Below are 24,512 nucleotides of genomic sequence, written 5' to 3'. Positions count from 1 at the left end.
TGGCGCTGTCGAGGAAATTGTCTGCAGTGAGGGCGGGCGGGTGCATACCCGGTTACCACAAATGGGCGCGGGACTGCCCCTACCGTTCAGGGCTTATCGGACCGATTCCAGCGTCCGTACAAGGAAGTCCAGCCCATGCCTGAAACACCTTCATTGCGTCGTAACCATATCGAGCAAATTCTCACACTGTTTTCCAACGTCCCCACCCTGCGGGAGGTGGCGATCACGCAGGTGCAGGCCACACTCGATCGACGTTTCCCAGCCTTCAACCTGCTGGCCGAACGGGTTGCCATCGGCACCCCGATGCAGGCCGACCAGTACCACTACAGCCTGCTTGCCGATGAGGTGATGGTGCGCCTGACCAGTGCCCGGCCGATGCGGTATATCGAGGACTACCATCAAGTATGCCTGCGTCAACGAGAAATCCATGTGCCCGGTGGCCCGCCCTTGGCGGCTATCGAGCAGGTGGTCAACCAGCTCGGGCCGAACCTGTTGCAGGCCTGGCTGGAGCGGCTGGAAGCATGGTGGCGGGCAACGGTGTCGGTGAACACCACGCGATGGGCCTACCTGTCCGATGACTGCCTGGCCTTGTTGTATGACAGCCAGAAACCGCCGGGGATGGATGAGCAGCAATTTGCCCGGTTATTCCCCCGCACGGCGTTACGCGCCAGTCGCCCGGATCGCGAATGGAGCCTGCACGGCGCAACGTTGCAGGTCCAGACCGTACATGTCAGGCCGCAAGGTTCACAGACCTCGGAAATGCTGCCGCTGCTGATCCTCGCCCATCGGTTGCCCGGTGCCGAGCTGCCTGCCTTGCTGCTGTTCAGCCCGGCGACCGGCCTTCACCCGCTCGCCCGCCTGGAGGACATCGAGCCATTGATTCCCGACTACCTCAGCCAGCGCCTGGTCGGCCCGACGCTCGAGTGGTTTGTCCAGGTGCCCTGGGGGGATCCGTTCGATGCGCTGGCCGCCAGTTATGCCGAGCGTCAGCGGGCGGATGTATTGGCCATCGACCTCACGGTGCCCCGAACGCCCGCGCAGTTTCAGCACATGCTCGACTATGTGACTGATCCTTCGCGCTGGTTTGAGTCAGTCCTGACCCCGTTTCAACTGCGCTTGCAGGACCAACTGCCACTGTGGCTGATCCATGCGTCGGCGGCAGACAGCCTGGCGTACGCCCGTGCGCTTCAGGCACTGGTCGTGGCGCAGGCCGCAGCCGGCGGGCGTAGCTTTGTTGACGGCATCGCGCCGCTGGGTACCTTTGCCGCACAGGCTCTGAAGCAATGCCTGCGCAAGGATCGCCGGGCCGACGGCATCGAGCCGGAGGACATCGAAATGACTTACCACATCGTGACGGCGGCGATGACGCCGGGCGGGTTTGCCACGGGCGAGGTGCACCCGGTGAGCCTGAGCCTTACGGACCTGGCCTTGGCGAACCTGGGTGGTTTTCCCCATTTGCCGTCGTCGATCCACCTCAACGGCAGCCCCGCCCCCGACTGGCTGACGGCAACGTTGCTCAAGGGATGTGTGACCGAGGTGGATATCGGGCAAACCTACCCGGCGCTGCTCCAGCAAACGCTGGTGGACGATGCGGCTGAGCGGCAGCGCCGTGAAGGGTTGTTCACCCGGCAGGTCCGTGCACAACTGCCGCTGCTGGCGTTGCAGATGAAGATCAAGGGCGAGCACGGCTTGACCGAGGCCGGTTATCGCCTGGTGCAGGCGGCCGTGATGCAGCAGCCAGAGGCGGCGTTTTGGCCGTTGGCATTCGAGGCCACGCCGACCTCATCGCCGGATGCGGTGGTCAATCTGTATGTGATTGGCCCCCGGCAGTCCGAGGAGGGGCCGCATCTGCTCTACCAGCCCTTGTTCAGTCCCTGCCTGCGTGAATTCGCAACGGCTCAAGCCTTGTTCGATGCGATCAAGGCTCCCGGCGAACTGCAGGACACGGTACTGGCCTGGCTCCCCGCGACACGCCAGGCGATGTATGCCAACGGCGGTTTTGAGGAGCCGCATGTGCGGCGCTTTCTGGCCGGCGATGAGTTCAGTGTGCCCGAGCGCCCGGCGCCGGCGCGCTTGAGCAAGCAACCGCTGGCCGCTGACCCGCTGCCTCAGGTATTTGCTTCCACGGTCCAGGCGCTGGTCAGTCTGGCCCAACGCCAATCGGTGTCCAACGCCGAGCAGCGCTGGGCGACGTTGAAGGAAGGCGGCTGGTTGCTGTTCAACAGCCTGTTGCCGTTCCTCAGGGGACCGGTGGCGTTGGTGGGATGGATGGTTCAGGTGATGGACAGTGTTCAGCAGGACGTGCAGGCCATCAGCGGCAACCAGCCGGCCTTACAGGCATCGGGTGTGATGGACCTGTTGAGCAACCTGGTGCTGATACTCGCGCACCGGGCTTCGCCCCACGAGTGGCCGTCGACCCTGGACCTGCAACACCCGGCGTTCGAGCCGACCCCCCGGAGGCTCGCGCCGGCAACCCTGGTGCGTGGCCCACTCGACGTGCAACTACGCGCCCCCGGTGGCTGGAGCAATGCCCGCGACACCCTGACAGCGGATTTGAAAGCCCGCCTTGAGCAGCTGAGTCTCAAGGCCTTTGCCCTGCCTTGGCCGGTACGTTTGCCCGGCGCGCAGGTGGGCGGGCGGCTCAATGGGATGTTATTCAACCCCGCCACGCAACCGCCGCAGTGGCAGGTGCTGGTACGCGGTCATTTGTACCGGGCCAGGGTCACGGACAACAGTGTGCGGATCATCAGCGCCGATGGTCGTGTGTCCGGGCCTTGGCTCAAGTTGGTGGACAATGTCTATTGGGACGTGGATTTGAGCCTGCGTCTGCGCTTGATCGGCGGGCAGCCCGATACACCGGTGGCAGGGGCGGACACTGAGTCGCGTCACGAGCAATTGGAGCGGGACTATCGTCAATACGGCCAGCGTCGGGAAACTGCGAATCGGGCCATGGTCGTGGCCTACACCCTCAAGACCAGTGATGCCGCCAGCGTCACCGACCAGCAGCGCGCCACGGCGAGCAGTCGTTATACCCAGGAGTTGCAAAGCAAGCTGGAGGCTTCGTTGCTGGAACTGCGATGCCTCAAGGCGCTGCAACTGCTCAAGCCCCGAGCGGGTTATGAACGTGAACTGTCGACGTCGCTCGAGGGGCTGATCCTCAGCCTGCGGCAACTGCTGATGCACGCCCGGGCAACGACCGTCGCCATCAATGCCCGATTGGTACCGGTGCTGGACCGGGTGCAATCGCTGAGTGAGGACGAGGCCACCTGGGACGTCAATCAACAGGCTCACCAGGTGTTGATGGAAGGGCTGCGGCAGTTGGCTGACAGCAACGAAAATGCGATCCGCTGGCGTACTCAGGAACTCAACTTGCTGCAAGAGCTGGAAGCGGTTCCCAAGTTCGGGCGGGACAGGGCCCAAGCTTTGCGGCAGAGCGAGTTGGTTGGGCCGACGGTGCTGGAACTGCAGTCGTTGCAGGTGACGGCCCTGTGGGCGGTGGCGCTGAAGACCGAAGGGCCGAGGCTGGATGAAGATTTTTTCCAAAGCCTGGACGACACCATTCAGCGCGCGCGTTGGGCCAGTGGGTCCCAGGCGCAACTGGACGAATTGGCGCCCCATAGCACGGAGTTACGCATCGAGTTGCTGGAGAGCTTCAACCGTGTCTACGCCCAGACCGATGACCGCATCGAATTCTGGCGGGCCATGGAGCCGGATAAATTCCATCTCGATTACCTGGATAAGTTGCAGCAACTGTTCACCCAACTGCACGCTGAGGTCGAACGCGAGCTGTCTGCGGCCCTGATGCCCGCGAACCCTGCGCCACGCCCGGTGCCGGCACCTCGTGCACCGCGCAAAAATATCATTCGCACACGCAATCAGGGTTTGTATGTCGCTCAACTCAAGATGACGACTGGCGAACAGCCGACGCAGGTGGCAGAGGTGTTGGATGCCCAGAACAGCGTGATTGCCTCGTTCACCCCGGCCGCCGATGGGATCTGGGAACCGGTCGAGAAAGCGGCTCCCCGGCGTGCAGGTTCAATGCCCAGTCTCAATCGCTTGATTGAGCAGGGCCAGGCCTTGCGGGCTGCGGTGGAGCAAGCCATTGGCGAAGTTCTGAAAATGGCGCGCAGGGCCAACGAACCGCAGTCGCTGCAGGACATCCTGGAACAGCGCGCCGACAAGTTGCGCCAGTGTGCCGAGGCCATCCAGCGCCACCTTCAGCACAGCGAGCCGGCGCGCCTGGCTGCCACCCAGCGGGCGCGGGCCAGGACCGAAGCCGACGCACTGCGGGCTGCGGCCAGTCGTTTATCCGAGCAGGGCCTGCAGGCTCGATTGAATGCGATCAAAGCGCGCCTGCCCACTCAGTCCGGGGTGGACGTGCTGGTCAGCCATCATGAGGCGAATATTTTCCGGCAGGGCGGGCGTGTCGCTCTCGCCGCACGCCCCAATGATTGGTTGCAGGCTTATGGGGTGGTGGATGTACACACGCGCCAGCCCCTGTGGTACGCGCATTTCCACTATGAACGCCAGGCGGGGCCGGACGACCATTTCACTGCGGCGCACCTCAAGACCCCGGAGCAACACCGCATGGGCAAACAGACTCAGGCCCAGGCGCAGGCCCAGGCGTTTGCCAGCATCCAGGCCGGGCAGGGCGGGCGGGCCTCGCAGGCCCTGGAGATCCATCGTGGCGAAATCAACCTGCGCATGGCGCGCAAGTTGTTCTTCGACGCACCGCAGTGGAGGCGTGACGAATAGGCGCGGCTTGAAATGACGCACCATTGCCGTGCGATACTCCAACCGCGCAATCGGAGTTTTCCGGGAATTCCCGCTGAATATTGCCGTTTATAGAGTGAAAATCACTGGGTTGAGCTTTTTATACTGCACCCCCCTGATCTGGCCCGGCCAGACCGTTTGACCCAAAAGGTCAAGCGGAGACGGCACGCCATGGCACACCCGCCGTGGCGTGCCGGACTCGGAGGCTCATATCCAATAACAAGACGAGGTTGTATCCCTATGCCAGTCGGCAACCACCTGCCCCATGGCGAGACCGCTTCGGGCGGCCCGCTCAAACGCGAACTGGGCGAACGGCATATCCGCCTGATGGCGCTCGGCGCCTGTATCGGTGTCGGCCTGTTCCTTGGCTCGGCCAAGGCCATCGAAATGGCCGGCCCGGCCATCATGCTCTCCTACATCATCGGCGGCCTGGCCATCCTGGTGATCATGCGTGCCCTCGGCGAAATGGCCGTGCACAACCCGGTCGCCGGCTCATTCAGTCGCTACGCGCAGGATTACCTCGGCCCGTTGGCGGGCTTCCTGACCGGCTGGAACTATTGGTTCCTGTGGCTGGTGACCTGCGTGGCGGAGATTACCGCCGTGGCCGTTTACATGGGCGTGTGGTTCCCCGACACACCGCGCTGGATCTGGGCCCTGGCAGCCCTGATCAGCATGGGTACCATCAACCTGATCGCAGTGAAGGCCTTCGGTGAATTCGAATTCTGGTTCGCGTTGATCAAGATCGTCACCATCATTGCGATGGTGATCGGCGGCGTCGGCATCATCGCGTTCGGCTTTGGCAACGACGGCGTGGCACTCGGCATTTCCAACCTGTGGACCCACGGCGGTTTTATGCCCAATGGCGTCCAGGGCGTGTTGATGTCCCTGCAAATGGTGATGTTCGCCTACCTGGGCGTAGAGATGATCGGCCTCACCGCCGGGGAAGCGAAGAACCCGCAGAAGACCATTCCCCGCGCCATCGGTTCGGTGTTCTGGCGCATTCTGCTGTTCTACGTGGGCGCGTTGTTCGTGATCCTGTCGATCTACCCATGGAATGAAATCGGCACCCAGGGCAGCCCGTTCGTGATGACTTTCGAGCGCCTGGGCATCAAGACCGCCGCCGGCATCATCAACTTCGTGGTGATCACCGCAGCGTTGTCGTCATGCAACGGCGGCATCTTCAGCACCGGGCGCATGCTCTACAGCCTGGCGCAGAACGGCCAGGCACCGGCCGCGTTCGGTACCACCTCGAGCAACGGGGTACCGCGCAAGGCACTGCTGTTGTCGATTTTTGCCTTGCTGCTGGGCGTGTTGCTCAACTACCTGGTGCCGGAGAAAGTCTTCGTCTGGGTCACGTCCATCGCCACCTTCGGTGCGATCTGGACGTGGGTCATGATCCTGCTGGCGCAGCTCAAGTTCCGCAGCAGCCTGAGCCCGGCCGAACAGAAAGCCCTCAAGTACCGCATGTGGCTGTACCCGGTCAGTTCGTACCTGGCCCTGGCGTTCCTGGTGCTGGTGGTGGGCCTGATGGCGTACTTCCCGGATACCCGCGTGGCGCTCTATGTGGGACCGGCCTTCCTGGTGCTGCTGACCGTGTTGTTCTACGTGTTCAAGCTGCAGCCGACCCAGGTCGCCCAGGGTTCACAGCCGTCGGCGTGATCCCTTGAGCGCGGGCCGGCCTGTTTCGCGACAGGTCGGCCCGCACTGTCTCAGACCCGCTGCAACGTGCGTTGCGTGCCTTCGGTCAACTGCCGCACCAGGCGGTTGTGTTCGTTGGCTTCCTCGTCGGCCAGTTGCTGGCGACGCTCCAGGTATTCATCCGAACGCCTGTCCGAAAACGCCTGATCCAACACGCTGACTTTGTAGGTGATGGTGTCCTTGACGGTGAAAAACGCCTCCGGCTCACTGCTGGCCAGGTACTCGATCCAGAACTCGGTGGCCACGATCGCCTCCTGCAACGCCGGTGACTGGCCGAGCCTGCGCAGGGTTCGGCGCACGTCGTCGATCACTGCCGGCGTCACATAGTCATCCACGCTGTACAGCAGCTCCAGTGGATAAAACGGCAGGTTGAATTCCCGCGCCAGTTTACTGCGCAGGTAGATGGTCACCTCGGCGTGATCGACGTCCAGGTCGGCACGCTCGCGCGCAAGCACGAACTGGTCGGCAAAGTGATCGAGCTGATTGAGGTAGAAGCAACTCTTGGCCAGTTCCAGCAAGGCCCGGTCGGCCAGGTAGCTCCTGGGTTGCAGCTTGGCCTGGTGGATACGGTGATGCAGCTCCATGTTGGTAAAGGCCAGCAGCACGCTGTCGCCGCAATTGCCTGAACCATAGGTATTGAGGCAGATCGTGTTGCGCAGTTGCGTCGATTCGCCCATGGCGATCAGCAGGCTCCAGACCCGCTCGGTCAGCCGTGTTCTTGACGCGGGGCTGCGGTAGGCGTGGGTCCTCTTCAGGTCACGCAGTACCCGGAACACATCATCGGCACTTGCCGTTTCATTCGCCTTCAACTGCTCCCACAGTTGTTGGCGGGCGGCCACGTCCTGCGCCGCCACGCCGGTCAGCCAGGTATCGAGGTCGTTCGGCGCCGCCGGGGCATGGGCCGGTGTACGCAGTTGGCCACCCAGTCGGATACCCGTGGCAATCCGGTAGGCGTCGATGCTCTCCAGGGTCTCCACCGACAGCGGGTTTTCGTGCAGCAGGGTGTTGCGATTGGCGGTTTGCAGCCAGGGGTTGGTGAAGACTTCTTCGGGAACGGTAGTGATCCCGTTTGCCTGCAGGTGCAGCTCTGTAAGCACCGGCAGCGCGCTGGCCCCGATGGGCCATTGCGTGATGCCGGTGTTGGCCAGGCGCAGTGTATTCATCTGCAGCATCCGGCTGACATCCGGTGTGAGGGTCAGGTCCGGGTTGTCGTTCAGGTCGAGTTTTTGCAAGTTGACCATGTTTGCCAGGCGCTGCACGGCCTCTTCGGTCAAACGCAGGTCGTTGTCACTCAGGTCAAGGTGGGTGAGGGTGGTCATATCCGTGATCGCGCTGGGCAAGTCCGTGAGGCGACAGTCGACGCGCAATGCCTTGAGCTGGGCGAACTTACTGAGAAATTCCGCCCCCGTGGCAGGGAACGTGTTGCCGGAAATTCGCAGGTATTCAATGTGGCTGAAGCCGCTGGTACCCGTCAGGAAAGACCCCGGCGGCAGACCTTCATCGTCCAGTTGCAACTCCAGTGACGGCACGTTGAACAGGCCGGCGATATAGAACGTCGCGTTTTCGCGCCGCCATGCGCCCCGCAGTTGGTAGGCGATATGGCGTCGCCGGCCACGGTTCATGCCCAAGGGGTCGTTGAGTGCGTTGTCAGCCGGCAGCAAGGTTTCACTCCAGCGGGAAAGCTCCACATCCATGGCCTGGTACTCGGCCTGGCGGCGCTCCAGCTCGATCAGTATTTCCGGGTCCGTCATGTTCAACGACCGCAAGAAGCGCCGTGCGTCGTCGTTGTTGAAGCTGGGGTAAAGCTCCTGGGCCTTGGCCACCAGACTCGGCGGTCGGGGGCCGAAAAAAGACTGGATCTGGCGCCATAGCGGATACACCAGAAACGAACGGTCCAGCCCCATGGCCGGTTGCATCCAGGGCTGCAAGTGCGGGATGTCCAGCAGGCCCTTGATGTCCACGCGACGGGCGAAGGCCAGTTCGGCAAGCTGGTTGCGCAGGTCGGCGATACCGGCTTCGGTGTCCACTTCAAGGACGGCCTGCTCGGCGGCAGTCAAGGTGCTGAGAATGACCCGCAGCAGTCTGATCGAAGGCTGGCCCAAGGCTCGGCCCTGTTGGTCATAGGCTTGATAGCCGTGGGTGGTTCGGGCCACGGTCTTGCGTGATGAACCCACCAGGTAACCCGCCGTTTCCAGCAGGCGCCCCTCGTTGTCCCGTTCACGGATATCGATGCGCAGGCTCCGTGGCCAACCCGGCAGGGAACGCAGCAGGTACAAGGTGATCCTGTCGCTGTCGGCATTGGCGCAGGCGTCTGCATATAAGCCTTCGAAGGCGCGATTCAAGCGCAACTCGTGGCTACTCAGGCGCGCCTGTTCCGAAAGGCGCAGGCTCAACTGGTTTTTCTCGTGCAACTGCTTCAGCTCGCGTGGCGAGGCGTGGCCAAGAATGGCCTTGACCGTGCGGGTCGGCAGGTCTGGATGCCGGGTCTTGAAGCGGCGCTCTTGCTCGGTGCCTTCGGACTCGCTGCGTCGGTAAAGGGACTTGAGGATTTGCGCCCGCTCCCGGTCGGTGTACTCGACGATTTGCGTAATCAGCTCGACCCGGCGCTGTTCCGGGGTCTTCGGTAGCCGGCCCAACAGGCCCTGGACCACATCGTCGTGGGGGACAATGGCGTCCAGCAGCCTGGCGCTTTTGAACTGCGCATCGGTGACCTTCACGACCTGGTCGTTGGGCCGCCGATGCTCAGGGTATTGGTGGGTGACACGATCATTGCTGTCGACAATCTGCAGCACGTGGCTGTCGGGCCAGCCGGGCAGGCTGGAGATCACCAGCAACTGCAGGTCCGGGCGCGCGGAAGGGGAGCCGGGGAACTCATACATTGCCTCGATGAACCGGTTGATTTCCTGGTCGATACGCAGGCGTTTGCAGGTATCGGCCAGCAGCGGCGGCGCCGCCCGGCCGCTGCGGTGTGCCTGGCGCAGTACGTGGGCCGGGGTGTCGGTCAGGGCGAGAAGGGTGCGGGCGGTATCCCGAGGGAATGCGTAGTGGTCGCCCCCAAGACGGTAGAGCAGGCTGTGGTCGTCCCACCCCATGGGATTCTCGCTGGACAGGCGCCAGGCGCCGTCGCCATTGTGCTCCAGGGTTGGCGTGTCGACGCCGATCTTTTGCGGGTGCTTGAGCCGCCACTTGAAGGTCCGCGTGTCATGGACAATCCGGTACCAGGAACCGAACAGGGGCAGATAGTGCTCGCCCCCAAGCGCGAAAATGCCCAGGGCATCCGGCCGCAGGTGGGTCGGCAGTGACAGCGTATGCTCGTACTGCGCCAGCGACCCGTCGGCCAGCCTCACAAAACCCTCCGGGCCGCGCTGGTTGCTCATGTAGTCGCCCAAGGTGACCCGCAGGCCCATGGTGTCGGAGGCACTGCGCATGCCCAATTGTTGCCGCTCATGGGGTTGCAGCACCGAGCTGATGGCCAGGTAGAAACTGTCCACCGCCGGCGATACCGCAATCGTGCCGGCATTGTGCATATCGTAGGCTTCATAGACGCCCTCGCCGTAGTGACGCAGCTCTACAGTGAGGTCGTCAGGACCGCTGCTGGCATACGGCTTGGCGATACGGCCGGCAACCACTTCGGTGATGACGAAATTGCGCTTGAGGCTTCGGCGTATCAACGCCGAGGCGAACTCCCTGGCCCATTGATCGGCATCGTTGTTGAACTGGCGCGGGTGATACAGCGCGTCGATCGCGGCGTCGATACGCAGCGCGGTGCGATGGTTATCCAGCAGTTCGGCAAAGACCGTCGGCAGTCCTCCTTCTCGTAAGTAGGCCTGCTGTTGGCGCGGGGTCAGCGGATGCTGGGCCAATAGACGCTCCAGCATGGCCGGTGACAGTGGGTTATTGAGGTCGCGCAATTTTTTCAGCAGTGGAGTGACGGCGACCGCCGGCGCTGAAGCCTTGAGTGGCAGGAAGCGGCGCACATTGGTGGGTGGCAATGCCTCATGTTTTTCATAACCGGCGTAATTCACCACGGCGGCGAACAATGCCAGGCGTTCGCGACGCGCGAGGGCGGCGACGTCGCGCCGTACCGCCATGATCCGCTGTTCAGGCGTGGCGTCGGGTTGATCCGTGAAGCCCAGTGGTGAGGTGCCCGGTTGCAGGCTGATGACCAGGCTCAACAGGGGGTCGGCCCGATAGGGCGGCTGGCCGTGATCGCCTTCGGCCTGGTAGCTGCCGTTAGCGCTGCGGATGATCGTGATCGTCGTCGAGCCGGGCATCGGCTGCTCGGTCTTGCCGAAGGTTGCGATCACGCTGCGTTGCGGGTCTTGGATGCTCAGCAGGGCGGCGCTGGGCCAATCGGGGAGCTGGGTCAGCAGGCATATCACCACGCTTTCGCCATAGGGAGGCAGGTAGCCGGCTTCATGAAAGCGATTGATGATGTGTTCGATCACCTGGTCGGCCTGCAGGCGTCGCACGCCTTCGATCAGGTTCAACGGTGCCGGTTCGCCGCGCCACACATGCTCCAGGGTATCGCGGGAGGTGGCCGTGCTGCGCAGTGTGCGTTCCAGATCGGCCTGGGCGATAACCGATGCATCGTTGGGCAGCATCTGCTGCAGCAGTTGGGTATCCGACAGGGCTTGGGTGTTGTGCAGGTCGAAGGTCCAGGCTTGCAGCGCCGGGTTGAAGATAATCGGCGGCTTGTACCCGCTGCTGCTGCGCTTGAGGCTGTAGCGCTGCGAGACCTGGTCGTGGACGACCTCTGCCACCAGGGTCTGGTTGTCATGGTGTAGCTTGACGTATTGCCGGTCTTGTACGGTGAACACGCACAGGGCGTCGGCGCGTTTACCCTCGAGCAGGTATTGCTGGCTGTGGGCGTAGGGGCGGGCGTCGGGTTTCCACAGTTCATCCACACCGTCGGGGCGCGTGACTTTGCGCGGGTTGCCCAGCCGGTGCAGGTGTTCGCGCATGCGCTGGCGATGGGCGCTGCCGGCAACGCTGATCAAGCGCCCGCTGATGGCCAGGTCGGCGACATCGCTCAGGGTCGAGGCGAAGCTGCTGGCATCGCCCTTGACCGCTTCATCCAGGCCTGCGCTGACGCTGTAGGTCATGCTGCCCAGTACTGCCAGTTGCATGACCCGGTTCATGCCCGTGACCCCGCCGGGCAGGGGTGTGAGCAGCAGTTGCAGGACTTCGGCGGCAATGGCGGCGGTGGCGTCCTTGACCGCTTGCCAATCGGCTTCGGAACGGCTGTTGGCCAGGGTGTCCAGATCGGCCTGGCAGCGTTGGATCTGGCGGTAAGTCAGGGCTTGCACCAGGGTGACGGCGGGGCCGGTATGCGGGTCGGTGGAGAAGCGCATATCGTTGAGCGTCCGCTCCGGGAACGCCGTGTGAAAGCCATCGTAAAGCCGCCCGGCCAGCCAGCTCATGCCCTCGGGGCGTGGCGCCTGGGTCAGCAACGACTGGAACACCGACAGCCCCACCAACGGCAGTTGCTGGGAAAACCAACCCAGGTCGCCTTGCTGGTGACTGTCCAGCAACTGCTGGCGAAAATCCGCCTCTGCCGCGCGCGCGTCGCTGTGGTGGCGCAACGCCCCGCCGGGGCGGAACGGAAAATAGGACAGCACGCCGAGGCTGGCCACCCTGATCAGCAGCAGCGGTACGGGAATCGCGCTTTCCCAGGGGACGAAAGGCACGGCGATGATGGGCGTGACGCCGGAGGTCAGGCTCAGGCTGTCGACCGGCAGTTGCGGCCCACTGCCTTCGAGCGATGCCGTAAGGCGGTCATACACCTCGCGGGTCAGGCCGTTGCGGGCGCGGTTGCGCCAGGCGTCGAGCACATCGAATTGCAACAGCGCCAGTACCGCCTCGCCCATCAGCCGGCGCAGCGTGCCGTTCTCACCGAGGGTGGCCTGGATTTTCACTTGCAGTTGGTGGCCCAGGTCCAGCTCGCGGGCAATGGCGATGAATGCCTGCGCCGTGAGGCTCAGATCACCGTCTTCGCCCACGACGCGGCTGGCGTCCACCAGGCTGTAGCCGGAGTCCTGGCGGATCGAAGTGGTGAAACCAAAATTCAGGCAGGCGGCTTCCCATAACGACAGGCTCTTGACGTGTTCGATGTTGCGCAGATCCCTATCGGAGCGACGGGGCACGCGGACGTGGCTGCCCGGCTGCCGGTCCCAGGGCAAGGGTTGCTCGACCTTTTCCAGGTAGGTGGTCTCGAAGCGATAGTGCTCCGGATCGCGCCCACCGATTCGGTTACGCAACTGCGCCAGGCCATCTGTCTTGAAGCTGCGTACCACCCGCTCCTTTTCGGCCTCAACCGCGGCCAGGGCCGCCAGGGCGTTGCGTTGCAAGCGCAGGAAACGTGGTTTTTCCTCGGCGTCCAGGCCCTCCAGGGCTTGCAGGACATTACGCTGGATCAGTGCCAGTGCCTGTTGCTGGGACCAGGCGGTACTTGATTGCAGATTGCCGGACAGGCCGTTGAGTAATTGATGAGTCGGCATGCGCTCTACCTTTCACGATAAGTGGAAGGCAGATGGAACCATCGCGCATGCCGGCGCCGGGGCTATCTATTTAAAGGCCGGTGCATCGCCGCGCAGCGTCTGGTCCAGACGCTTGTTGAACTCCAGCCATGCCGCCAGCCCGGCCATCAGCGCCAGCCCCAGCAGTGCGCTGAAAATCTGCATTGGCCAGGCATCCTCGGCCTGGGCGTTGAGCATGTCTGCCAGCGGCGCCAGCAGCACGCCGAGGCAGAACACCTCCAGGGAGTAGCGGCCCATGCGGCAGCTTTGCTCGGCCAGCCAGTTTTGCGTCCAGCCGCGACCCGGCAACAGTTTGGCGGTGACATAGGCCAGGGCCAGGAAGTGCAGCAGGCGTAGCGGCGAAAGGTCGGTCTTGCTGATGGGGTAGATCAGGTCGCTGAGCCAGGACGGCATCACCGCGTCATGCACCTCGGGCCAGCGCCACGACAGCGTCAGCACACACGCCACCACGGTGTACACCGCCGCCGCCAGGAACAACGGCTGGCGCTTGAGCGGGCGCTGTTCCGGCGGGCGCGCTTGGCTGGCATGCAGCGCCGCCGCGCCACCGAGGATAAACAGGAACTGCCACGTCACCGGGTTGAAGTACCACACACCGTCGGCAATCGCGCGCAGGTTCCAGCCCATCCAGGGCGCCAGCAGATACACGGTCGCCGACGCGGCCACCACCAGCCAGGTCCTGCGCAACAGCAGCGGCAACACCAGCGGCAATCCGGCAAGCAGCACGATATACAGCGGCAGCGGGTCCATCAGGTTGGGTTTGAAGCGCAGCAGCAACTCATCGGTCAGGGCCTGTTGCGGGTGGGTGACGAAGTGCGTCAGGCCCATCTCCTCGACCAGGTCGCGGGTTTCCACATGGCTGTTGGCGAAGAACACGATGCCCATCAGCATCGCCAGCAGGAAGATATGCACCACGTACAACACCCAGGCGCGGCGCAGGATTTTCAGTGCGGCAATCCAGTAGCCGTCACGTTGCAGGATCTTGCCGTAGGCCAGGACGGCGGCGTAACCCGCGAGGAATACAAAGACCTCCGCCGCATCGCTGAAGCCGAAATTTCGCAGGGTGATCTGGCCGAGAGGATTGTGGGGGACGTGATCCCAGAAAATGAAGATCAACGCCAGGCCCCGAAAAAAATCGATGCGTGGGTCGCGTCCGTTCAGCATGGCAGCGGGCTCTTGAACAAAAGGTTTAGTAATGACAGGCGAACGCGCGCGTCGTCGTACGCCGCACGTCGGGCGGGCGCAGGTTGGCGTTATTTGTAAGTAATTGCAAAGGTTGGGTATTACTGAATGTCTCTAGGCATCAATGATCACCAGTAGCCCGGCGATTGCAGCGAAGTCCAGTAACGGCATGTGAATTTCCTTGTTTCAACGATGCCGTCGGTGGTCCGGTTCAGCGGGGAAAGGGGGGGCTAGAACGCATTCATCAACAGTACTGTGCACGGCTTGGCTTGGTGCTCGTTGATCTGCGGCACCAGCCGGGTGAAGTGTTCGGTCCGGCAATGGGTGTCGAGCGCGGCCTGGTCGGGCCATTGCTCGATGAAAATGAAGTGCCCTGGGTCTTTCTGATCGACAAACAGATCGTACGAAATGCACAGCGGTTCCTGGCGGGTTTTTTCCACCAGTTCGGCGTACCAGGGGCGCACGGTGTCGAGGTATTCGGGTTTGATGAAATCTTCGGCGATGACTTTCAACACGATCTGGGTCCTTTAAGCAGCGTCGACTTCATGGGGCTCAAAACTGTCCGCCCGCGCCATTTGCCACATGCGTGAATAAAACTCGCCAGTGACCTCGCCGGTGAGCAATTCGCCAGGCTTGAGGAACACATGCAACTGCGAGAACAGCTTGATCTCGGTCGCCGACATGCGCCGTACCAAGTGTTTGGCCGACAGCTGCGACGGATGGTCCAAACCTGCCGCCGCGAGCATCTCGGCCAGGGCCTTGAGGGTGTTGCGGTGGAAGTTGAACACGCGCTGGGCCTTGTCCGGTACCACCAGGGCGCGTTGGCGCAATGGGTCCTGGGTGGCGACGCCGGTCGGGCATTTGTTGGTGTGACAGCTTTGGGACTGAATGCAGCCGATGGCGAACATGAAGCCACGCGCCGAGTTGGCCCAGTCGGCGCCGATGGCCAGCACGCTGGCGATGTCGAAGGCGCTGACGATCTTGCCGCTGGCACCGAGCTTGATCTTGTCGCGCAGGTTCAGGCCCACCAGGGTGTTGTGCACGAACAACAGGCCTTCGCGCAGCGGCACGCCGATATGGTCGGTGAACTCCACGGGCGCCGCGCCAGTACCGCCTTCCTTGCCGTCCACCACGATAAAGTCCGGGAGGATGCCGGTTTCGAGCATGGCCTTGGCAATGCCCATGAACTCCCACGGGTGGCCCAGGCAGAACTTGAAGCCCACCGGCTTGCCGCCGGACAGTTCGCGCAGTTGCGCGATGAACTGCATCAACTCGACAGGGGTAGAGAAGGCGCTGTGACGCGACGGCGAGATGCAGTCTTCGCCCATCATGATGCCGCGCGTTTCGGCAATCTCTTTAGTCACCTTGTGCTTGGGCAGGATGCCGCCGTGGCCGGGTTTTGCGCCCTGGCTCATCTTGATTTCGATCATGCGCACCTGCGGGTTTTGCGCCTGCACCGCAAAGCGCTCCGGGTCGAAGCGGCCGTCGCTGGTGCGGCAGCCGAAGTAGCCGCTGCCCAATTCCCAGGTCAGGTCGCCGCCGTTTTCGCGGTGATAGGGGCTGATGCTGCCTTCGCCGGTGTCATGGGCGAAATTGCCGAGCTTGGCGCCCTGGTTGAGTGCGCGGATCGCATTGGCGCTCAACGAGCCAAAGCTCATCGCCGAGATATTGAACACCGACGCCGAATACGGCTGCGTGCATTGCGGACCACCGACCATCACGCGAAAGGCACTGGGGTCGCTCAGCGGCGCGGGGCGCATGGAGTGGCCGATAAATTCGAAACCCAGTTGGTACACATCGATCAGGGTGCCGAAGGGTTTGTCGGCCGTTTCGTTCTTGGCGCGCGAATACACCAGCGAGCGTTGCGAGCGCGAGAAGGGCAGGGCGTCGCTGTCGGACTCCAGCAGGTACTGGCGGATTTCCGGGCGGATGGCTTCTACCAGGTAACGGATATTGCCCAGGATCGGGTAGTTGCGGCGCACCGCGTGGGGGCTTTGCAACAGGTCGAAAATACCGATCAGGCTCAACACACCGGTGACCAGGGTGATGGGCCACAGCCATTCGTGTTGGATAAAGGGGAGGCTGGCGAGGGTGAAAATGGCGCACACGGCAAAGAAGGCGTAACGGCTTAGCAAGGACAGGCTCATACGGTTTCCTTGGGTTCGGACTCTCAGGTCGATCCGGCATTCTGCGCCAGTAACGAAACGCCAGACAACCTGCAGGTGTGCTCAGTTTGATCCCCGTGATGGGACAGACTGGCCCGAAATAGACAATGCGCGGCTATCGGTCAGTTCAAACCGGGCCTGGTTTTCGGTGGTCGAATCTGCCCCGACGAAGACGGTGAACGTGCCGGCCTCAACCACCGGCGAAAAATCGCGGTCCAGCAGGGCGAAGTCCTCTTGATCAAGGGTAAAGGTCAGGTCCCGAGCCTCGCCGGGCGCCAAGTGCACTTTGCGAAAGCCGCGTAATTGGCGAACCGGGCGGGTCACGCTGGCGACATCATCGCGCAGGTACAACTGCACGATTTCTTCGCCTGAGCGCGCTCCGGTATTGGTGACGGTGACCGATACGGCCAACGCTTGGGTGGACGCCAGCCGCTGTGCGCTGAGCCGCGGCGGGGAGTAGCTGAACGAGGTGTAGCTGAGGCCGAAGCCGAAGGGGTACAGCGGCGCCCAGTGCTCATCGATGTAGCCGGAGACATACCTCTCATCGCCGCTGGGCGGACGACCGGTGCGCTTGTGCGCGTAGTAGAGGGGGATCTGCCCCACGCTGCGCGGGAACGTGATCGGCAGTTTGCCGCTGGGGTTGACGTCACCGAACAGGATATCGGCCACGGCATTGCCCATCTCACTGCCCAGGAACCAGGTTTCCAGCAGCGCCGGCGCCTGGCGCACGGTCTGCGAGAGCACCAACGGGCGGCCATTCATCAGCAGGATGACCACGGGTTTGCCGCTGTCCAGCAGGGTACGCAACAGCGTCTCCTGGCCACCCGGCAAGCCCAGATTCGCGCGACTGCGGGCTTCGCCGCTCTGATCTGCGTGCTCGCCAAGTACGGCGACCACCACCTCGGCAGCGCGGGCGGCCTGCTGGAGCTCGATAAGGTTCTGAGTCTCGTTGCTGATGGGCGAAGCGCCGGGCAGGTAAACCACCTCAGTGTCAGGCGCGACAGCGCGGCGTATGCCCTGCAAGACCGTGATCGAATCTTCGGGATGACCCGCCAAGGCCCATGGGCCGATCGTGGCCTCGGCATCCGTGGCCAGGCTGCCGACCACCAGCACGTTACGCAGGTGCTTGGACAGCGGCAGCAGGGCATCGGTGTTTTTCAACAAGACAATCGACTTCTGCGCGGCCTCGCGCGCCAGTGCCCGGTGCTGCGGTGTCAGCACATTGGCCTGTTGCCGTGCCTCGTCGCTGTAGCGGTAGGGATCTTCAAGCAGTCCCAGGCGCTGCTTGGCCTGAAGTACGCGGCGCACCGCATCGTCCACGGCGGTCAGGGGAACCTGGCCATTGCGCACCAGCGTGGGCAGGTATTGGCGGTAAGTCTGGCTGGCCATGTCGATGTCCACACCGGCGTTGAACGCCAGCCTTGCCCGGTCGGCCGGAGCGCCGGCGATGCCGTGCCGGCTCAGCTCCCAGAGGGCGTTGAAGTCACTGACAATGAGGCCACGGAACTGCCACTGATTGCGCAGCACACCGGTCAACAAGGCGCTGTTGCTGTGCAGGGGTGTCCCGGCCAGCTCGTTGAACGCGGGCATGATCCCATCGACGCCAGCTGCTATAGCCGCCTGGAAAGGCGGCAAATACACTTCCCGCAACGTGCGTTCCGACACGTCAGCGACGTTGTAGTCGCGCCCGCCTTCCGCCGCGCCGTAGGTCACGAAGTGTTTCGCGGTCGCCAGCATAAATGAGGGGGCTGGAGGCCCGGGACCATGGAACCCCAGCACTTTAGCGCTGGCCAGCGCCGCGCCCAGGAACGGATCTTCGCCGGTACCTTCCACCACGCGACCCCAGCGCGGGTCGCGGGCAATGTCGATCATCGGGGCGAAGGTCCAATGCACGCCGCTGGCCGTCGCTTCAACGGCCGCCGCGCGAGCGGTCCGTTGTGCCAGGTCGGGGTCCCAGGCCGCGGCTTCTGCCAGCGGCACGGGAAATACGGTACGAAAACCGTGAATCACATCGAACGCAAACAACAGCGGTATATGCAGGCGCGAACGCGTGACGACCTGTTCCTGCAACCGGCGAGTCCGCTCGAAACCGTAGACGCCGAGGACCGAACCAACGGTGTGCATGGGCAGTTGCGTCAATTCGCCCTGGTCAATGACGGGGCCGGTAGGCGTGTCCTGGACGCCGAGTTGGTTGAGCTGGCCAACTTTTTCTTCGAGTGTCATCTGCTGCAACAAGCGCTCGACGGGATCTTGCTCGCCGGCGTGGAGAGCGCTGCCGCTGAGACTGAACGCCAGGTAGCACAGTGCCAATTTGCTATAGAGCCTCACGGGCGATTGCCGGTGTCAGCCGTTGAAGGGGTACCGATTGCCGTCGATTCCGAATTGAAGGGATGGTACTGATACAGCCAGGTCTCTGACAGCGGCTGGCCGTCAAGGCGCAGGAAAAGGCGCAGTTCCACCGGGTCCTTGCCGTCGACGCTCAAATCGAACTGTGCTCGCCAATGGCCGGCGACGTCGTCCGGCACCGCTTCGGTAAAAACCTGGCTGAGCTCGCCTCTGGAGCAACTGATCACGGCCTCGGGCTTGACCCCTGGCGCGAGTTTTTCCAAGGGTGCGCCTTGGAATTCGACCACGAATTTACGCACACCCACAGCGCGCGGCTGGCCCGGTTGGCCGCCTTTGCCCAGGCGTGTGGCCACGCACACTGCCAGTGGCGAAACGTAGGGCTCCCGGGCCAGCCAGTGCAGGCGATAACGCAGCGCATAGCGGTTGCCCGCTTCGGCTGGCGCCGAGGGCACCCACATTGCGACGATGTTGTCGTGGATCTCGTCGTCGGTGCCGTTTTCCATCAGTTGCACGCTGCCTTCGCCCCAATCGCCCAACGGCTCGACCCACAGGCTGGAACGCCGCTGGTAATTCACACCATCGAGGTAGTGGTCAAAATTGCGGTCGCGTTGTAGCAGGCCGAAGCCCTTCGGTTGACGATCGCTGAACGCCGAAACCAGGGTGCGTGGCGGGTTGTTCAGGGGGCGCCAGATACGTTCTCCGCTGCCGGTCCACAGCGCCAGGCCGTCACTGTCGTGGACCTCGGGGCGCCAGTCGGCGGCGGTGCGCTTGGCGGTTTCACTGAACCAGAACATCGAGGTCAGCGGCGCAATGCCCAGCCGGCTGACGTTCTTGCGCAGGAAAAACGTGCAGTCGATGTCCATGACCACGCCCTGTGTGCGGTGGATCTCGAAACGGTAGGCGCCGCAGATACTGGGACCGTCGAGCCGCGCATAGAGGGTCATGGCGTTTGCGTGTGGGTGCTTTGGCGGCTCGAACCAGATGTGGGTGAAGTCGGGAAATTCTTCGGCCTTGCCGGCTTGTGCCACGTCCAGGGCAATCGCCCGTGCCGATAGACCGTACTGGTACAACTCGCCGATGGCCCGGAAGTACGATGCGCCAAGAAAGGCCACCCAGTCGTTCTGTTGCCACGCCAGCCTGGCCTGGTCGCCCAGGCGGCTTTCCTGGATACGGAAACCGGCGAACCCACTGTTACGGGGCAAGGCATGGGCCGGGCTGTCGCCTGGCATATCGAAGTGCGCCGGGTCGTAGACGATCTCGCGGGCGATGCCGTTGTCCAGGACATACATCCTCACGGGCGTGCGAAAAAACGACCCCAGGTGAAAGAACGTCACAGGGAACTTACCCGGGCCTTTGGCGAACAGGGCGCGCTCGGGTTTGAAGCGGATCTGGCCGTGGGCGGTGTAGTCGAGTCTCGCCAGCAGCGTGGCCGATGCGGTGCTGGGGTAGGTGTAAGGTTTCAAGGCATCGGCTTGTGCCTGTTCGATCAAGTCTTCGAAGGAAAAAGCGCGTGACTGGTCGGTTGTATTGGCCGCCTGGGCGCCCCTGCCCAGAGGCATGAGCAGGACGCCCAGTGAAGCGTATGTGAGGAACTCGCGGCGCGTAGACATGGTGTCCTTTCCTTCGACGATGAGGGGCCGGGCCTCACGTTCAGCACGCCACCGGCATGCAACCGTGTTGCTTGTGTGGAGTGTCGAGTCGGGAAAAGGGTCTGTCTACTGTCAGAAATAACAGGTTGCGAGGGCAGGCAGATCAACGCTCTGAGCAGGTTTTTTTAAAGGTCGATCGTTCATGCTGCGTCTGCTGCGAAATCGCGGCCAAGGCTTGGCCACGCAGGTGCCCATTTCAGAGGCCTTGGCGCGCGGAACTCATAGGTCGTCCCTGGCCACTTAAACGGGAGTTCCTCCACCTTTCCCAAAGTGAGCCGACCATGAATATCAATACTGCCCTGACCTCTTTGGACCTCCTGGCACGCTTTGCCCAGCCGCCGCAGGTGCCTTCTACCGCGCCTCCTTCTGCGTCAGACAGCACGCCGCTCTATACGTCGACACGCCGCGAATCTGCACCCGCCATGTCCAATGACAACGCGTTGGTCAAGGCCAGGCTCGATCGGCAACTGGCACCGTCATTGGGTTCTACTCACCGGGCTCCATCGGCGCAGACGCCCGAAGCCGCAGAGCGCAGCGGGATACAAAAGGCGAGTGGCGACATTGCTCGGCACACCTGGTTTATTCCCGGCTTGAGCAACATGCTTCATGGGGTGGAAAAGTCAGATGGCAGCGTAGACGGGATGATGGAAGGGCTGAAAAGCGGCCTTGATAAAACCCTGAAGACGGGTTTGGCCACAGCGATTGCGGGGGCCACGAGGGGCGATTGGTTGTCGGTTATAAACGGATACGGGCAAGCGGTCGCCCATAACGAGTCCACGCCCAAGTCGGTCAAGTCGATGTTGGGCTGACCCAGGCGCTGGGGGGGCACGTTCGTTTGCGCTGCCGGGCTTGCAGGAGCACTGAAAACAGCGCCGACTGGGATTTGATCCCCCGCATTCGAGCGATGTCCTTACTGGCGGGGCCGCTGAGCGTCAAGCGGCCTACGTTCAGTTCGCGGAGGGCGTGTCCTACGTCGTCGTCTGCCGAATCGGCAATACCACGCGAAACGTCGTCCCCTTGCCCAGCTCACTGCTGACAGAGATATCGCCATGGTGTTTCTTGACGATGCCGTAGGAGAGTGACAGCCCCAACCCCGTGCCTTCGCCCACCGGCTTGGTGGTGAAAAACGGGTCGAAGATTTTCTGTATCGCCTCGGGGGCAATCCCGCAGCCGTTGTCCGCCACTTCCAGCCACACGTTCTCGCCTTCCACACCGTTGCTGAGGGTGATGATGCCGCGTTCCGGCCCCATGGCCTGCGCCGCATTGATCACCAGGTTCATCACCACCTGGTTGAGCTGCGAGGCCAGGCATTCGATCTCTGGCAGCGGCGCGTAGTGCTTGACCACATCGGCCTTGTACTTGAGTTCGCTGGCAACGATGTTCAGTGTCGAATCGATGCCTTGTTGCAGGTTTGCAAATTGCCAGGTCTGGTCGTTGTCCACCCGCGAAAAGTTTTTCAGGTCCTTGACGATCTGCGCCACGCGACCGATGCCTTCCTTGGACTCGTGGATCAATATCGGAATGTCGTCCTGTAGAAAGTCCAGTTCCAGGCGGGTGCGCAATGCCTTGAGCTGCGCGTGCTGTTCACCCGTGGCGAGGGTTTCTTCGGCCTGCTGGTAAGCCTCCAGCATCTGTTGCAACTGGTTGAAGTAGCCGTCGAGCGTGCTGAGATTGGACGAGATAAAGCCTACCGGGTTGTTGATCTCATGGGCCACGCCCGCGGCGAGCTGCCCCAGCGAGGCGAGTTTTTCCGACTGCACCAGTTGGCTTTCCAGGTGCTTGCGCTCTTCGATTTCCTGCTGCAGCGCTTGCGTGCGTTGTTCCACCTGCCGTTCCAGCTGGCTGGTTTGCAGGGTGGCGCGACGGGCCATGTCCCATTTATTGCTCAGGGTGTTGGCCATCTGCTGGACTTCGATGTTGTCGAACGGCTTTTTCAGGATCAGCAAGCGATCATGACCGTGCAGGCGATCCAGCAGGTCTTCCCAGGAATAGTCCGAGTACGCGGTGCACACCACCACTTGCAGGTCGGGGGCGACTTTCCAGAGTTCTTCTATGGTCTTCGCACCGTCCCAGCCTTGGGGCATACGCATGTCGACAAACGCCAGGGCATAGGGCTTTTGTTGCGCCATGGCGGTGATGAGCAACTGCAGGCCTTCTTCGCCGCCGTAGGCCGAGTGCAGGTCGAACACCTGGGCCTGGGCTTTGGCTGTATCGCCGAAGAGTGCCGACTCCATGTCGTCCAGCACCTGGTTGGATTCAACGGCAGGCATCAGGATCTTGCGGAAATCGTCGTGAATCGACGGCGTGTCATCAATCAGCAGGATGCGCCGGTTGGGAGGCTGGTTCATACGGGGCTTCCGGCAGGAGTGAGGGGGATTGTCAGGGTGAATATCGCACCTTGGCCCGGCCCGTCGCTATGGGCGGTGAGCCGTCCATTCATTTCCACGGCGGCCAGTGCGCAGCTGTGCAGGCCGAAGCCGTGGCCTTCCTTGCGGGTGGTAAAACCGTGGGTGAAGATGCGCGTCATATTTTCTGCGGGTATACCTTCGCCCTCGTCCTTCACGCTGATCTGCAGAGTGTCTTCATCCAGCTGCTGGACCGTCAGGGTCATCTGCCGTGGCCGGTCGGTGAGGTTGGACATGGCGTACTTGGCGTTGCTGATCAGGTTGACCATGATCAGCAGCAAGCGATGTTTGTCGCCGAGGACTTCCGGAACCTGCCCGTAGTGCTTGACCACCGTGACATTGTGCCGGCTCAGTGCCCCCGCGTTCATGCGCAGGGCGTCTTCCATCAAGGTGCTGATCTGCACCGGCTCCTTCAGTGAGGCTGCACCCGCATAGGATTGTTGGGTGGAGACGATGTCCTTGATGTGGTCCACGCTTTTGCTCAACTGCGCCAGTTCCTCGATCAGGCCTTGTTGCTCGACGGCAATGGCGTCCACCAACTGGTTCAAGTAGCCGGGCAGCAGTTTGCCCTTTTCATCCTCGGTGATAAAGGTGCCCAGGTCGGCCTGGCGCTCATTGATCAACTGCATGGCTTTGCCCAGGCCCATCGCCTTGCTGCTGCGCAGTTTGCGGGTGACCAGGTCGGCGGAGATGTTCACGCTGTTAAGCACGTTGCCGACATTGTGCAGCACGTTGGTGGCGATCTCTGCCATGCCGGCCTGGCGCGCGCTGTCCATCAGCTCGGTTTGGGCATTCTTGAGCTGTTGGGTGCGCCGCTCCACGCGCTGTTCCAGGGTTTCGTTCACCGCCTGCAAGGCGCGATTGACGCGGTTGATCTCGGCGAAACTGCGCAGCAAGCGAATCGTCAGGTACAGCAGCAAGGCCACCAGCAGGGTCGAGAACACCAGCAGGTAGCGGTGGTATTGCTGTTCGACAAGGTCGAGGGCCTGTTGGTCCTGGTTGAGGTGGTTGGTCAGGTCATCCAGGCGTTCGGCAACCGGGATGGCGGCGATCTCTTCGAGCAAGGTGTTCACCACCGGCTGCTCGCGCAGGATCAGTTCGATGTGATTGCTCAGGATCTCCACCGGGGCGCGGAACTCGCTGGGCAGCAGTTCCTTGTTGACTGCCAGCTTGCCCAGGCCGACGAGGATGTCGGCGGCGCGCTCTTGGGTGGTGACCAGGGCGAATTCCAGGCTGCTGAGCAGCAAGTCGTAGGTGTCGGTGGCCACGCTTTGCAGTTGCGGTTTTGTATCGTCGTTCACCTGGTTGAACTGCGCCTGGATATCGTCTTCGGCGGTCGGCAGGAAGGCCAGGGAGTTGCGCAACACGGCATTGTGGGACTTGAACTGGTCGATGCGCCGGGCCTTTTCCTGGATGGCCGCTTGATAAGCCTGCCGGCTGGCTTGCCAGGCGGGCAGGTCTTGCGGGCTGTGGTACGAGTCGTGCGCTTCCAGCTCGGCCCACAGCCGCGTCATTTCTGTCAGAGGCGCCACCAGGGGGTCGTAATTGTGGGTGATGGCGATCCTGGCCTTGAGCACTTCGCTGTCCCACTGGGCGTTGAGTTGTTGCAGCTGCCGGATCAGGTCCCGGGAGTGGGTGTAGGAAGACGCCTGGTCGCTGGACGACTTGACGTACAGGAAGATCAGCGTCGAGGCCAGCAACAGGGTGATGAACCCCAAGGCCAACTGGCTGGCGCGGCGGCGATAGAGGGTCATGACA

Annotated in this window: 11 protein-coding genes; 3 read left to right on the top strand and 8 right to left on the bottom strand. The window is 62.6% G+C overall.

The features are described from left to right. Positions 1 to 135 precede the first annotated feature (135 nt). Positions 136 to 4,755: a hypothetical protein gene (locus tag HDC32_RS14850; RefSeq protein WP_184744536.1), complete on the top strand. Its 4,620-nt coding sequence runs from the start codon at positions 136 to 138 to the stop codon at positions 4,753 to 4,755. Positions 4,756 to 5,013: 258 nt separating this feature from the next. Beyond that, entirely contained in the window at positions 5,014 to 6,432 is a 1,419-nt protein-coding gene (locus HDC32_RS14845; RefSeq protein WP_131697410.1) for an amino acid permease, read from the top strand. A gap of 50 nt (positions 6,433 to 6,482) precedes the next feature. Here HDC32_RS14845 and HDC32_RS14840 read toward each other — a convergent pair whose 3' ends face one another. The 6 genes from HDC32_RS14840 to HDC32_RS14815 all read right to left on the bottom strand — a co-directional run bounded on the left by HDC32_RS14840 (position 6,483) and on the right by HDC32_RS14815 (position 20,259). Next, entirely contained in the window at positions 6,483 to 12,971 is a 6,489-nt protein-coding gene (locus HDC32_RS14840; protein ID WP_184744534.1) for an NEL-type E3 ubiquitin ligase domain-containing protein, read from the bottom strand. A gap of 66 nt (positions 12,972 to 13,037) precedes the next feature. Next, entirely contained in the window at positions 13,038 to 14,171 is a 1,134-nt protein-coding gene (locus HDC32_RS14835) for an OpgC family protein (protein WP_184744533.1), read from the bottom strand. A gap of 248 nt (positions 14,172 to 14,419) precedes the next feature. After that, positions 14,420 to 14,704 (bottom strand): putative quinol monooxygenase, encoded by a 285-nt coding sequence (locus HDC32_RS14830; RefSeq protein ID WP_131697407.1) that lies wholly within the window; start codon positions 14,702 to 14,704, stop codon positions 14,420 to 14,422. Positions 14,705 to 14,716: 12 nt separating this feature from the next. Further along, entirely contained in the window at positions 14,717 to 16,336 is a 1,620-nt protein-coding gene (locus HDC32_RS14825; protein ID WP_184744531.1) for an FMN-binding glutamate synthase family protein, read from the bottom strand. An 81-nt stretch (positions 16,337 to 16,417) separates the two neighbouring features. Beyond that, positions 16,418 to 18,682, bottom strand: coding sequence for a beta-glucosidase BglX (gene bglX / locus HDC32_RS14820; RefSeq protein WP_311771971.1), 2,265 nt, complete (start codon positions 18,680 to 18,682; stop codon positions 16,418 to 16,420). Continuing rightward, on the bottom strand, positions 18,679 to 20,259 hold the full coding sequence (locus HDC32_RS14815; protein ID WP_260403625.1) for a glucan biosynthesis protein: 1,581 nt from the start codon (positions 20,257 to 20,259) through the stop codon (positions 18,679 to 18,681). The genes bglX and HDC32_RS14815 overlap by 4 nt, the downstream gene beginning before the upstream one ends. A 371-nt stretch (positions 20,260 to 20,630) precedes the next feature. On the opposite strand from HDC32_RS14815, the gene HDC32_RS14810 reads away from it, so the two are divergent. Next, a complete protein-coding gene (locus tag HDC32_RS14810) occupies positions 20,631 to 21,158 on the top strand; it encodes a hypothetical protein (RefSeq protein WP_184744527.1) in 528 nt (175 codons plus the stop codon). A 159-nt stretch (positions 21,159 to 21,317) separates the two neighbouring features. Here HDC32_RS14810 and HDC32_RS14805 read toward each other — a convergent pair whose 3' ends face one another. Then, complete coding sequence (locus HDC32_RS14805) at positions 21,318 to 22,697, bottom strand: ATP-binding protein (RefSeq protein WP_131697403.1); 1,380 nt, start codon at positions 22,695 to 22,697, stop codon at positions 21,318 to 21,320. After that, the gene (locus tag HDC32_RS14800) at positions 22,694 to 24,508 is read right to left on the bottom strand and encodes a DAHL domain-containing protein (protein WP_184744525.1); all 1,815 of its coding nucleotides are present in this window, start codon (positions 24,506 to 24,508) and stop codon (positions 22,694 to 22,696) included. Before HDC32_RS14800 ends, HDC32_RS14805 begins: the two co-directional genes overlap by 4 nt. Positions 24,509 to 24,512 lie beyond the last annotated feature (4 nt).

This window comes from Pseudomonas sp. JAI120 (assembly GCF_014207255.1).
GTDB lineage: Bacteria > Pseudomonadota > Gammaproteobacteria > Pseudomonadales > Pseudomonadaceae > Aquipseudomonas.
Note: the sequence above shows the minus strand (reverse complement) of the source record. Positions and strands in the feature narration are given on the sequence as shown.